Source organism: Nocardioides sp. zg-DK7169 (assembly GCF_013155365.1).
Lineage (GTDB): Bacteria > Actinomycetota > Actinomycetes > Propionibacteriales > Nocardioidaceae > Nocardioides.
This window is the reverse complement of the sequence record NZ_JABJRA010000009.1, coordinates 105,093-117,920: the sequence shown is the minus strand read 5'-3', so window position 1 is coordinate 117,920 and position 12,828 is coordinate 105,093. Positions and strand designations below refer to the sequence as shown.

General features: G+C 75.8%; 7 protein-coding genes. 3 read left to right on the top strand and 4 right to left on the bottom strand.

Translation table 11 applies throughout. From position 1 onward, the window contains the following. Window positions 1-2: 2 nt before the first annotated feature. On the bottom strand, window positions 3-854 hold the full coding sequence (locus tag HOQ23_RS14375; RefSeq protein ID WP_172215299.1) for a hypothetical protein: 852 nt from the start codon (window positions 852-854) through the stop codon (window positions 3-5). Beyond that, window positions 851-2,221, bottom strand: a complete 1,371-nt coding sequence (locus HOQ23_RS14370) for a hypothetical protein (protein WP_172215298.1) — start codon at window positions 2,219-2,221, stop codon at window positions 851-853. The genes HOQ23_RS14375 and HOQ23_RS14370 overlap by 4 nt, the downstream gene beginning before the upstream one ends. 192 nt (window positions 2,222-2,413) lie before the next feature. Between HOQ23_RS14370 and HOQ23_RS14365 the strand changes: the two genes are divergently transcribed. Beyond that, window positions 2,414-3,952, top strand: a complete 1,539-nt coding sequence (locus HOQ23_RS14365) for a polysaccharide biosynthesis C-terminal domain-containing protein (protein WP_172215297.1) — start codon at window positions 2,414-2,416, stop codon at window positions 3,950-3,952. 51 nt (window positions 3,953-4,003) lie between these two features. Here HOQ23_RS14365 and HOQ23_RS14360 read toward each other — a convergent pair whose 3' ends face one another. Continuing rightward, entirely contained in the window at window positions 4,004-5,704 is a 1,701-nt protein-coding gene (locus HOQ23_RS14360; protein ID WP_172215296.1) for a family 16 glycosylhydrolase, read from the bottom strand. A gap of 315 nt (window positions 5,705-6,019) precedes the next feature. Further along, window positions 6,020-6,688 carry an acyltransferase gene (locus HOQ23_RS14355; RefSeq protein ID WP_172215295.1) on the bottom strand — a complete coding sequence of 223 codons (669 nt, stop codon included), beginning with the start codon at window positions 6,686-6,688 and terminating at the stop codon, window positions 6,020-6,022. A 356-nt stretch (window positions 6,689-7,044) separates the two neighbouring features. Between HOQ23_RS14355 and HOQ23_RS14350 the strand changes: the two genes are divergently transcribed. Both HOQ23_RS14350 and HOQ23_RS14345 read left to right on the top strand, forming a co-directional pair. Beyond that, window positions 7,045-7,716, top strand: a complete 672-nt coding sequence (locus tag HOQ23_RS14350) for a LuxR C-terminal-related transcriptional regulator (RefSeq protein ID WP_172215294.1) — start codon at window positions 7,045-7,047, stop codon at window positions 7,714-7,716. A 234-nt stretch (window positions 7,717-7,950) separates the two neighbouring features. Next, on the top strand, window positions 7,951-12,753 hold the full coding sequence (locus tag HOQ23_RS14345) for a DUF4082 domain-containing protein (RefSeq protein WP_172215293.1): 4,803 nt from the start codon (window positions 7,951-7,953) through the stop codon (window positions 12,751-12,753). Window positions 12,754-12,828 lie beyond the last annotated feature (75 nt).

The following is a 12,828-nucleotide window of genomic DNA, read 5'->3' as shown; positions in this document are numbered from 1 at the left end:
GCTCACAGGTAGCCGACGTACGGCGCCGCGATCCGGCCGTTGAACTGGTCGGTCGCGTGGGGCAGCAGCCGGCCGTCCAGGCCCACCTTGCCGCCGATCGCCAGCGGGACGCCGTGCTCGAAGCGCACGTCGCCGACGAATCCGCTGACGTGGCTGGCGAACGAGCGGGCGCCGTCCTCGCCGGTCAGCTCGGTCACGTGCACGGCGAGCTCGCCGGCGCTCAGCTCGCAGCGCAGGTGATACCAGCGCCCCGGGACCACGCGCTCGCTGGCGTGCACGATCAGGGTGTCCTCGGAGCCGGTGACCGTGCACCCGGGTCGACGCTGGTCGAGCTCGGCCTTGAAGAAGCCGGCGTCGTTGGACAGGCCGCGCTGCACGAGGTTGTCGCCGTTGTCGACGGCACTGGTGCCGGTGGAGCGGTCCACCCGGAAGTCCGTGCCCCAGGTGAACGGCCGGGTCCCGGGCTCGAGCAGGTCGCGCGCCCCGACGGGGGCGACGGTGAGCGCCGCGCGAGGGTAGGGGCCGGGGTCGGGGGCGAAGGCGGGCAGACGCAGCGCCCGGTCGCCCACGGGGCTGGTGCCGCGCACGACGATCCGCCCGCCGTCGAGGGACAGGGCACCCACCCGCACCTCCGCGGAGCCGAGCTGTCGTGGCCGGCCGGCACCGTCGACGCCGAGCAGGACGACGGCGTCCGCGGGGGCGCTCGCACGGTGGTCGACCCGCTCGGTGGCCGGGCGGCTGGCGGGGTCGGGAACCACGAGGGGGGCACCGCAGGCGGACGCCGTCAGCACGCCGAGGAGGGCGGCGCCGGGCAGAACCCGGGCCGGTGCGGTCCGGCCGCGCGCGGTGCTCACGCGGAGGTCCGCTCGGCCGCGCGGTCCGACTCACGGGGGAGCAGCCGTCGGGCACCGCCGAGCAGGGCGGCGAGCTCGTCGGGCCGGACCCAGTCGTCCTCCCAGCGCTCCGTGCCCGTCGGCGGGTCGACGGGGTCGCCGACGCCGAGGGCGAGGCCGAGCGCGCGCTCGGCGATGCTCAGCGCCCACAGCGCGGCGACGGCGCCGTCGCAGGAGCGGGGCAGGGCGGCGGCGCGCAGCATCGGCGCGGCGTCGGCGAGCACCGCGGCGGGGGTCGAGGCACCGAGGCGCTCGCCGCGCTCCCGGCGTACGGCGGAGTGCCAGTGCAGGGCGTCGAGCCCGGCCACGGCGTCGGGCTCGCTGGACTCCCAGTCCCAGCACCACAGGGTGCCGGCGCCGTCGCGGGCGACGTTCCACGGGGTCAGGTCGCCGTGCCACCGGGTGGCGACCGGGACCGGTGTGGGCACCGCGGCGAGGGCGTCGCCCAGCTCGCGGGCCTGGGCGACGAGCGGCGCGGTGCCGGGGGCGGGCGCCAGGGCGGCCAGGCGCTCGCGTACGGCGCGGAGCTGGCCGGTCCTCGCCATCGGCGCGACCCGGTCGCGCGGGCACAGCGTGGCCAGCTCCTCGGGCGTGGGCGCGGCGACCGTGCCGCGCAGCCCCCGGACGTCCAGCGGCAGTGGCGTGGTCACGACGTAGGGGTGCTTGCCGAGGGTCCCCGTGGCGAGCGGGCGGGGCACCCGGACCCGCCCGGAGTGCGGGCCCTGCTCGAGGGCCGCGCTCTCGGCGAGGATGCCGGCGGTGCTGGCGCCGTCCCAGCCGAGCTTGGCGAAGCCCTGGGGTCGTCCGTCGGGATCGACGAGCTGGAGCGTCGCCTTGCGGTTGGCGCCGGTGCGCACCCCCACCGAGGCGAGCAGGGGGCCGGTGCCGAGGATCCGCTCGAGGGCACCGAGGGGGAGCTCGTCGGGGGCCGCGTCGTCGGGGACCTGCACCGAGAGCCGGGGGAACGGCATCCGCACCCGGGCCGTCACCGCGCCGCCGAGCACCGAGCGCTGCATGGCCGTCGCGCCCGAGCGCAGTCCCCGGTAGTTCAGCAGCGCGCCGCGCAGGGCGGCGCTCGGCACGTCGGGGACCAGGATGGTCGCGCGCGAGATCGACGGGACCACGAGGTAGTGCTCCGCCTCGCGCCAGCCCGGTGCGGGCGCGCGGCGCGAGAGGCGCAGCCGGCCGGCGCGCAGGGCCGTGCCCCACAGCTGCTCGGCGAGGTGGGCGAGGGGTCCGTCGAGCTCGGGGGCGAGCGGTGCGGTGCCGGAGGGTGCTGAGGGGTGGCGGGGGCCGAGGGGGCCGAGGGGGGAGGCGGGCCGGATCACGAGGGAGGTCTCCCGAGGGGCGAGGCGTGCGTGGGCCCTCAGGCTCCTCGGGCCGGCGCCCGCGGCGGGCCGCGTCCGCCCCGACGTACCCAATTGGGGGGAGTGCGGCCGGGCTGCTCCGAGGCACCCGCGCGCGCCGCGACACAGTGGCCCGGCGACCCACCGGGGAGGTCGCGCGAAGGGACGTGGGCGATGAGTACGACGCCGCTCCGGGCCGGTGAGGCCTCGGCGGAGCGGGCGGGGGAGCTGCGCTCGACCGCCCGCGGGGGCGCGCTGAGCCTGGCCGGGTCGCTGTTCGGGACCGCGATGGGCTTCGTCCTGGTGCTGGTCCTCGCCCGCCAGTTCGGGCCCGCCGGCTCCGGCCTCGTCCTGCAGGCGATGGGCGTGTTCATGATCTGCCTGAGCCTCGCCCGGCTCGGCACCGACACCACCGCGGTCTGGCTGGTGCCCCGGCTGCGCCACGAGCAGCCGGGCCAGGTCCGGGCCGCGTGCCTGCTGCTGGTCGGCCTTGCCGGCGGCACCGGCCTGGCGCTGTGGGGCGGGTGGCTGCTGCTGCGCCCGGCGCTGGCCGGGCAGGGCATCGACGTCGTCGACTCCGGCGCGCTCGGCGCCGTGCTGGGCGGTGTCCCGCTGGCCGCGGTGATGCTGGCCGCGCTGGCCGCGACCCGCGCCTTCGGCGGGGTGGTGCCCTACACGCTCGTGGGCAATGTGGCCGTGCCGCTGGCCCGCCCGCTCGCGGTGCTCGCCGGCACCGCCGCAGGGGGCGCCGTCGTCACCGCGGGGGTGGCGTGGACGGCCCCGCTGCTTCCCGGCGCGCTGGTCGCCCTGTGGGTGCTGCACCGCCAGGTCACCCGCTTCGAGCGCGCGCACGCGCTCCCGGTGGTCCGCGTGGCCGACCGGGCCCTGCGACGCCGGGCCCTCGGGTTCGCGCTGCCGCGCACGCTCTCGGCCGGGCTGGAGGAGTCGCTGGTCTGGCTCGACGTGATCCTGGTCGGCCTGATCGCCGGTCCCGCCGCCGCGGGGGTGTACGGCGCCGCGACCCGCTTCGTGAGCGCCGGCTCGGCCCTGCTCCAGGCGATGCGGATCGTGGTCGCACCGCGGTTCAGCGCGCTGCTCGCGCAGGGCCGGCGCCGCGACGTGCAGCACCTCTACGACGTGACCGGCGGCTGGATCGTGCTGGCCGGGACCCCCGTCTACGTCCTGCTCGCGGTGCACGCCGGCACCGTGCTCGGGCTGCTGGGCGACGGCTTCGACAGCGGGCAGGGCGCGGTCGTCGCGCTCTGCGTCGGCGGGGTCGGGATGCTGGTGGGCGGCAACGTGCAGTCGCTGCTGCTGATGTCGGGGCACAGCGGCTGGGCCGCGGCGAACAAGGGCGTCGTGCTCGCGGTGAACGTCGCGGCCAACCTCGCGCTGATCGCGCCGTACGGCATCACCGGCGCGGCGATCGGCTGGGCCGCCTGCGCCTGGCTGGACACGCTGCTCGCGGTGGTGCAGGTGCGGCGCTTCACCGGGGTCCGGCCCGCGGTGCGGAGCCTGGGTCGCTGCCTGCTCGCCGTGCTGGCCTGCGCCGGCACGGTCGCGTGGCTGGCGCGCGCGTGGCTCGGGGAGGGCGTCGTCGCCCTGGCCGTCTCGGTCGTGGTGAGCGCGCTCGCCGTGGGCGGGTACGCCGTCGCCGACCGTCGCCGGCTGCACACCGCGGAGCTGGCGGCGCTGCTGCCGGGACGCCGGTGACCCGCCCCGTCGGCACCGCAGCGGGCGCCGGGGCGGGTCACCGGTGCCGGCTCAGTCGGGGACCCAGGTCCGGATGTAGTCCACGGCCATGGTGCTCCGGGACCAGTCCGTGCTGGCGTCGGGCAGACCGCCCCAGCTGCCGCCGACCTGCATGTTGATGCGCAGGTTCCAGCGCTTGCCGGCCTCGTAGTAGCGGTCGAACCACCCCGGGTCGCCGCTGCGCCAGCTGGCGGTGATGACCCCGTCGACCTTCATCACGATCCGGTTCGGGGTCTTCTCCACCAGGTAGGTGTGCCACCCGGTGCCCGTCGGGTCGCCGAGACGCGAGTACGGGAAGGTCAGCGCGGACTGGCGGTGGCCCGCGCCGTACCCGGTGTGGATCGTCTGGTGGACCAGGGGACGGTCGCGCTCGCGGCCGAAGGTCTCGATCAGGTCGATCTCACCGCTGGAGCCGTTGCTGGGGCGAAACCAGAGCGGCGCGGCCCACAGGCCCCGCTCCATCGGCACCCGGGCCCGGACCTCGGCGCGGAAGTGGTCGGGCAGGGAGTACTTGCGGTTGCTGTCGACGTAGCCGGAGGTGTAGCGGCGCCCGCCCGCGCTCTCCAGTCGGCCGGCGATCTCCAGGGCCCCGTCGCGGACGCGGGTGTTGGCGGCGAGCAGGTAGCTCTGCTCGTTGCTGTTGTAGGTGCGGTCGCGGACGTTCCACCGGGCCGGGTCGAGGGTGTTGAACTCCTCCTCGAGGTCGAGCCTCCAGCCCTCGACCTCGGGGGCGCTCCGGCTGGTCGCCCGGTCGGCCCCGCTCAGGGAGGCGGGCACCGGGACGCGGTACACGGGGCTGTGGGCACCCTCGCTCCCGACGACCAGGGAGCGCCGCCCGCGCCGGATCTCGAGGGACTCGCCCTGGGGCCGTTCGGGGAGGGTGATGGGGGTGCCGCTCCCGCCGACGGTGCGGTAGCCGTAGGCGTCGCCCTCGGTGCCGAGCACCAGGAAGCGGCCGTCGGAGGAGAAGGCGCCGGACGTCACCCCGGCCGGGGCGTCGGCGACGCGGGTGAGCAGGTTGACGCGGTCGGCGCGCAGCCGGCGCGGGGCGCGGTAGACGGCCCCGCCGTCCTCGGACTTGGTCACCAGCAGGACCCGGCCGCTGGTCGGTCGCACCAGCAGGGTCTCGGCGTCGTGCGGGCCGTCGGGGTAGGCGAGGCGGAACCGGGTGGCCCGGGCGGCGCCCGAGGCGACCTCGCGCGGCTCGCGCACGCGGTAGACGCTGACGTGCTCGCGCAGGCGGTCGTTGTCGCCGATGTCGCCGGCCCACAGGGTGTGGCGTGGGCCGGCCGCCACGTCCTCCCAGTCCAGGGCCGTGGCGTTGGTGAGGCGCAGGACGGCCCGCGTGCGTCCGCGCGGCCCGACGGCGAAGAGCCGGGCCCCGTCGCCGCTGTCGTTGTGGGTCCACAGCAGGGAGCGCGGGTAGGTGCTGCGGGCGAGGCCGCTGGACTCCTCGATCCGCGTGTCGTGCAGGCGGCGCTCGAGCGAGCCGCCCGTGGTCTGCGCTGCCGCCGTGGGGGCCGACTCAGGCGACGGGGCCGCTGCCACGGGGCTGAGCAGCGGGCCGCCCGCGACGACGACGGCCAGCGGCGCAGCGAGCGCGCCGACGCCCCGCAGGGAGCGGGAGCGTCGGCGACCGCGGGGTTGGTACGGGTCGGGAGGGCCGGCGACAGGGGCCGGGCCGGGGCCGGGGGCGGGGGTGTGGTGGTCCATGCAGTCGTGCTCCTCTGACAGACGCGTCCCGAGCCGGCGGCACGGTGCCGGGGTCCGTCCTCCCTGCCGGCGGGCTGCCGGGCCCCTGGCGGTGTGCTGCCGAGGGGTGTCAGGGAGGCGAGGGGAGTGACGCGGTCCTGCCGTGGTGTCGGAGGGTGGGCGGGGGCGGAGCTCCTGACCAGGGCTGGGCAGGGTCGGGACAGAGCACGGACCGCCCCGAGCGGCGGTCCGGTCTCGGACGCTAGTGCCGTTTCGCGACCCCGCCGGGGCGCTGGCGGGCTATCTTCCGCGCGACCCGGGCGTGACCGCGTGCGCTCAGCAGGAGGTCTCGCGCAGCCCGTCGTCGGTCTCGACGTACTCCTCGCCGGTGCGCGGGCAGCGCCAGGCGCCGGGTCTCGTCTCCTCCAGCGGCGCGCCGGCGCGCCCCACCCACGCGATGCGGCGGGCGGGGACACCGGCGACGAGCGCGAAGTCGGGGACGTCGCGGGTGACCACGGCGCCGGCGGCGACCATCGACCACCGACCGAGGGTCACCGGCGCGATGCACACGGCGCGGGCGCCGACGCTGGCCCCGGTGCGCGCCACGACACCGACGACGTCCCAGTCCGCCGCGGTCTTCAGGCGCCCGTCCGGGGTCACGGCCCGCGGGAGGAGGTCGTTGGTGAAGACCGCGGCCGGACCGATGAACACCCCGTCCTCGAGGCGCGCCGGCTCGTAGACCAGCGCGGCGTTCTGCACCTTGCAGCGCGCCCCCATCACGACCCCGGGGCCGAGGTAGGCGCCGCGTCCGATGGAGCACTCCGGCCCCACCTCGGCGTGCTCGCGGACCTGGGCGAGGTGCCAGATCCGGGAACCCGCGCCGACCCGCGCGCGCGGGTCCACGTCGGCGGACCCGGCGATCGTGGGCCCGGGGCCCGGCGTCTCGGCGGGGGGCGGCTCCGCGACGGTGCGGTCGGAGCCCTGGGCGGCGGTGGTGTCGGTCATCGTGCTCCTCGCTCGGGTCCCGCGAGCGTGCGACCGGGCGGGAGCCCGGCGCCCGGGTGCACGGCGGGCATACCCAGTACTGGGCACCCCGGCCCGCCGCCGACGGCCCCGGCGCCGCGCCGGGTTCCCTCAAATGAGGGAACGCTCATGTCGCCGAGGAGGGCCCGGCGGGGGCCGCGGTGATGCTGTGCGCGCCCGGCACGCCGACGTGTCCGGGGACGGGCTCGGGATCCCGTCCGATCGACCCAGCGCCGACCGAGGTGATGTGTGAGGTGAGCGATCTCGCGAGCCGACCGACCGTACGACCCGACCAGCGCCCGATCACGAACCGGGGCCGTCGGCCACGCGGAGAGCCCATGGACCGCCCGGTCCGGCTCCTGGTGGCCTCCGAGCTGCCGCTCGTGGCCGAGGCGATCCGGGCGGCGCTCAGGGGCCGCGGGTTCGTCGCGATGGTGCTGCACGTGCGCCTCGGCGGGGTCTTCGCCGCCCAGGAGCGGGCCGTGCGCCGCTTCGCCCCCGACCTGCTGCTGGTCGCCAGCGAGCTGGTCCGGCCGCTGCGCCTGCACGACGTCCGGGAGCTGGTGCACGAGCTGGCCCTGCCCTGTGTGGTCCTCACCGAACGGGAGCCGGGGCCGGTGTGGGGCGCGATGCTCGACAGCGGCGCCGACGAGGTGATCCCCACCTCGGCGGCGCTCGACGAGGTCGAGACGATCCTGCGCCGGGTCCTGGCGGGCGAGGGACTGATGGCGCAGGCCACCCGCGAGCAGCTGCTGCGTGCCTGGCGGATCACCGAGCGCGAGAGCGCCGAGCTAAACCGCCGGATCGCGGCGCTCACCCCGCGCGAGCTGGAGACCATCCAGCTGCTGCACGCCGGTCGCACCGTGCTCGAGATCGCCGACCTGTGCCGGGTCGCCGACGGCACGGTGCGCAGCCACGTGCGCTCGATCCTGCGCAAGCTGGCGGTCAACTCCCAGCTCGCCGCCGTCGCGACCTACACCCGCTTCCTCAGCCTCGACCGGAGCAGTTGACCCGGCGCCGCGGGGCATGCGTGCCCGATTTTGAGGGAGTACGCCAGGAGTCCGCCCACGCTCGACCAGGTGGGGCCCAGAGTGCGGGCAGCGGCACAAGGGACGGGCCGGCTCGGGGCCCGTGCCATCCCAGGACGAGTGCCGACGGCAGCCGACCAGGGCAGGTACGACGTGAGACCCAGCGAGCGACGCGAGCAGACCGGCCACCCCCGTCGAGGACGGCGGAGCCGGGGTATGGGCCTGCTTCTGGTCCTGGGCGTGACCGCCGGCGCGGCGGTCCTCGCCCCGGCCGGTGCCCAGGGAACCGCATCCCCCGTCATCGCGCCGGGGTCCGCAGCCCCTGCCGTCGGCCTGTCTGCGGTCAGCCCGGCCGCGGCGGCCGCGAGCGCCGTCACGGATCCGTGCGGCCCGGCGGGCAACGAGATCACCTGCGAGAACAGCCGCCCTGGCACGCCGCCGGCGGTGTGGGACGACATGTGGGGGGCCGGCAGCAGCACCATCCAGGGCTTCTCCACCGAGATCAGCGTCGACGTGGGGGAGCAGGTCGACTTCAAGATCGACACCGCGGCGGCCGACTACGACATCACCATCTACCGCACCGGCTACTACGGCGGTGACGGGGCGCGCCGGATCGACTCCGTCACTCCCTCCGCCACGTTGCCGCAGCACCAGCCCGAGTGCATCAGCGAGGCCAGCACCGAGCTCTACGACTGCGGCAACTGGGGGGTCTCGGCCTCCTGGCAGGTGCCCGAGGACGCCGTCTCCGGGGTCTACCTCGCCCACCTGGAGATCCCCGCCACCGGCGCGGCGAGCCACATCACCTTCGTGGTGCGCGACGAGGCCAGCGACGCCGACATCGCCTTCCAGACCTCCGACCCCACCTGGGTGGCCTACAACGACTACGGCGGGTCGAACTTCTACTGGGGCGGGGCCCGGGGGCGGGCGCTGAAGCTGAGCTACAACCGGCCGATGCTGACCCGCGGCGGCACGGGGGGACGCGACTTCTACTTCGCCAACGAGTACCCGCTGGTCCGCTTCCTGGAGCGCAACGGCTACGACGTGAGCTACCTCGCCGGGGTCGACACCGACCGGCGCGGGCACCTGCTCGCGAACCACGACGTCTTCCTCTCCGTCGGGCACGACGAGTACTGGAGCGGTGCCCAGCGGGCCAACGTCGAGGCCGCTCGCGACGCCGGCATGCACCTGCAGTTCCTCAGTGGCAACGAGGTCTACTGGCGCACCCGCTACGAGGCGTCCGCGGACGCCTCGCACACGCCGTACCGCACCCTGGTCTCCTACAAGGAAACCTGGGACCGGGCGAAGATCGACCCGGCGCCGGAGTGGACGGGGACCTGGCGCGACCCGCGCTACGCGCCGGCCTCGCAGGGCGCGGGGCGACCGGAGAACGAGCTCATCGGGACGCTCTACCAGGTCAACCACGTCGACCTCGCGCTCACGGTGGGCGCGCAGGAGGGCCGCTCCCGGCTGTGGCGCCACACCTCGCTCGCGACCCTGCCCGCGGGCGGGCAGGCGACGCTCGCCCCCCACACGGTCGGGTACGAGTCCAACGAGGACATCGACAACGGCTTCCGCCCGCCCGGGCTGGTGCGGCTCTCGACGACGACGGGGCCGACGCAGGAGTACCTCACCGACTTCGGCAACACCGTCGCCCCGGGCACGACCACCCACCACCTCACGATGTACCGCGCGCCCAGCGGCTCACTGGTGTTCAGTGCGGGCAGCGTCCAGTGGACCTGGGGCCTCGACGAGCGCCACGACAGTCCCTTCGCCCCGGAGCCCGCGGACCCACGGATGCAGCAGGCGCAGGTCAACCTGCTCGCCGACATGGGCGCCCAGCCGCGCACCCTCGCGTCCCATCTCACCGCGACCACCGCGTCCACCGACCGGACCGGGCCGACGGTCACCATCACCTCGCCCACGGCCGGCGAGAGCCGGGCCAACGGCGCCCGGCTCACCGTCACGGGGACCGCAAGCGACACCGGCGGTGGCCGGGTCGCCGGCGTCGAGGTGAGCGCCGACGACGGGGACACGTGGCACCCGGCGACGGGCACCGACACCTGGACCCACACCTACACCCAGCGCGGGGTCGCCGCGGAGACGATCCGGGTGCGGGCTATGGACGACAGCGCCAACATCGGCCCGGTCGCGACCCGCCAGGTCGCCGTGACCTGCCCGTGCACCGTCCATGGAGCGGACGAGCCTGCGGTCGCGGCCGCCGACGACCCGGCCGCCCGGGAGCTCGGGCTGCGCTTCCGCGTCGACGTCGACGGGTTCCTCACCGGCGTCCGGTTCTTCAAGGGCACCGGCAACACCGGCACCCACGTCGGGTCGATCTGGTCGGCCGCCGGGGAGCGGCTGGCCTCGGCCGCCTTCGGAGGCGAGAGCGCCGGCGGGTGGCAGCGCGTCGACTTCGCCACCCCGGTGCCGGTCCTGGCCGGGGAGTCCTACACCGCCTCCTACACGGCACCGGCCGGTCGCTACGCGATGGAGAGCGAGGCGTTCAGTGCCCGCAGCTGGCGCCGCGGACCCTTCACCGTCCTGGGCGGGTACGGCGCGGCCCCGGCCGGCGTCTTTGGGGCGCCGGGCGTGCTCCCCACCGAGTCCAGCCGCAACACCGGGTACTTCGTCGACCCGGTCTTCAGCCTCACCGACACCTCGCCGCTGACGGTGCTCGAGCGCCACCCGCGCCCGGACGCCTCCAGCGTGCCCAGCACCGCCGTGGTCCGGGCCCGCTTCTCCAAGCCCGTCGGCGCCGCCAGCGTGCGCTTGGGGCTCGTTGACGCCAACGGCGACGCGGTGCCCGGCGCCACGGCGTACGACGCGGGGAGCCGGACCGCCACCTTCACCCCGGCGCAGCCGCTCGCCGGGGGCGTGCGGCACACCGCGACGGTGCAGGCCACCGACGCCGCGGGACAGCAGGTCACCGGGACCCGGCAGTGGTCCTTCACCACCGCGGTGCCGCAGGGCCCGGTGGGGGTGTGCCCCTGCTCGCTGTTCGCCGACGACCTCGCCCCGGCCCTACCCGACTCGGGGGACACCTCCCCGGTGAGCGTCGGGGTGCGCTTCCGCAGCGACGTGGCCGGCATCGTCACCGGCATCCGCATGTACCGGGCGGCCAGCAACCCCGGCCCGCACCGGGCGACGCTGTGGTCGGCGGACGGTACGGTGCTGGCCGAGGGCACCCTAGGGACGGAGTCCTCGGAGGGCTGGCAGACGCTCGTCCTCGACGAGCCCGTGCCGATCGTCCCCGGCACCGAGTACGTCGCGTCCTACCGCGCCCCGCAGGGCCGCTACTCCGTGACGCCGGGAGCATTCGCCGCCTCCGACCTCTCCCGCGCGCCGCTGCGCGTCGACGCCCAGTCGGGCAGCTACACCTACGGCACCGGCTTCCCGTCGTCGCGCTCCGCCTCGAGCTACCTCGTCGACGTCGTCTTCGAGCGGGCCGCCGCCGCGATCGCGGTCGAGGCGCAGGACCCGCCCGCGGGCGCGCTCGACGTGCCGCGCACCCAGCCGGTGCGGGTCTGGCTGAGCTCCCCGATCGCGCCGGGCGCGACCCTCGGGGTCTCCGTCGTCGGCTTCCCGGTCCCCGGCACCACCACCCTGGACGGCTCCGGGCGACGCCTCACCTTCGTGCCCGCGTCGCCGTACCCGGCCGGTGCCGTCGTCCGGGTCACCCTGAGCGGGGTGGTCTCGACCGACGGCGCGGTGCTCCCGACCAGGACCTGGTCGTTCAGCACCCGTGAGCCCGGCGTCCGCGACCCACAGACGATCTTCGGTGACGCGGTGCCGGCGGTCCCCGCCGACGACGCCTCGTCGCCGGTGGAGGTCGGCACGGTGTTCTCGCCCGCGCGTGACGGCGAGGTCCGGGCACTGCGGTTCCTCAAGGGGCCGGGCAACACCGGCGCCCACGTCGGCACCTTGTGGAGCGCCGATGGGGACGTGCTCGGGCGGGTCACGTTCACCGGGGAGACCCCGGACGGCTGGCAGCGAGCCGTGCTCGCGAGCCCGGTCGACGTCGTCGCGGGCCGGACCTACGTGGTGTCCTACCTCGCGCCGCACGGTCACTACTCCTACTCCCCGGGCTACTTCGCGAACGGGGTGACCTCGGGCGACCTCCGTGCCCCCGCCGCGGCCAACGGCCGGTTCTTGTACGGCGCGGCCGGTGGGTTCCCGACCTACTCCTACGGCGCGAGCGCGTACTTCGCGGACGTCGAGTATGTCCCCGACGCGGCGTCGCTGAGCATCACCGGCCGGACCCCCGCGCCGGACGCGACGGGGGTGGCGACCACGGTGCGCCCGAGCCTCACCCTCAGCGCGCCGCTGCGCTCGGGAGCCACGCTGCGCCTCAGCGTCGGAGGACACGACCTCGACGCGACGACCAGCCTGACGGCCGACGGCACCCGGCTGGTCGCGACGCCCGTCGACCCGTTGCCGTCCGACACCCTGGTCACGGTCCGTGCCACCGGCGTGGTGTCGACCGACGACGTCGCGCTGCCCACGACGACCTGGAGCTTCCGCACCGAGCCGGCGGCGTACCGGACCACGACCCTGCTGGGCACGTCCACCCCCGCGATCGCGGACGTCGGCGAGAACGACCCCGTCGAGCTCGGTGTGTCCTTCACGCCCGGCGTCGACGGTCACGCCACCGCGATCCGGTTCTTCAAGGGCCCGGGGAACACCGGCACCCACACCGGCACCCTGTGGTCCGCGACCGGCGACCCGCTCGCGTCGGTGGTGTTCACCGATGAGACCGCCACCGGGTGGCAGGTGGCCGAGCTGGCCACGCCGTACCCCCTCGAGGCGGGGACGACGTACGTCGTGTCCTACTTCGCCCCGCGAGGGCACTACGCGGCGACCTCCGGATTCTTCTCGGACGGCTGGACCTCCGGGCCGCTGTCGGTGCCCGCGGGCGGCAACGGGCGCTTCCGCTACGGCTCCGCCGGCGGCTTCCCGGACCTGTCCTGGGGCGCGACGAACTACTTCGTCGACCTGGTCTTCCGCAGTCCCCTCCCGTGATGCGACGGGCTCCCCAAAGTGAGGTATTGGCCGAACGTCTTGCCTCGGCGTCCGGGCCGCCGGTCCTACCAAGGA

What these genes read in the sequence shown, in the direction of transcription:
- HOQ23_RS14365 (WP_172215297.1), top strand. Translation starts at nt 2,414, where the DNA reads ATGAGTACGACGCCGCTCCGGGCCGGTGAGGCCTCGGCGGAGCGGGCG.
- HOQ23_RS14360 (WP_172215296.1), bottom strand. Translation starts at nt 5,704, where the DNA reads ATGGACCACCACACCCCCGCCCCCGGCCCCGGCCCGGCCCCTGTCGCC.
- HOQ23_RS14355 (WP_172215295.1), bottom strand. Translation starts at nt 6,688, where the DNA reads ATGACCGACACCACCGCCGCCCAGGGCTCCGACCGCACCGTCGCGGAG.
- HOQ23_RS14350 (WP_172215294.1), top strand. Translation starts at nt 7,045, where the DNA reads ATGGACCGCCCGGTCCGGCTCCTGGTGGCCTCCGAGCTGCCGCTCGTG.
- HOQ23_RS14345 (WP_172215293.1), top strand. Translation starts at nt 7,951, where the DNA reads ATGGGCCTGCTTCTGGTCCTGGGCGTGACCGCCGGCGCGGCGGTCCTC.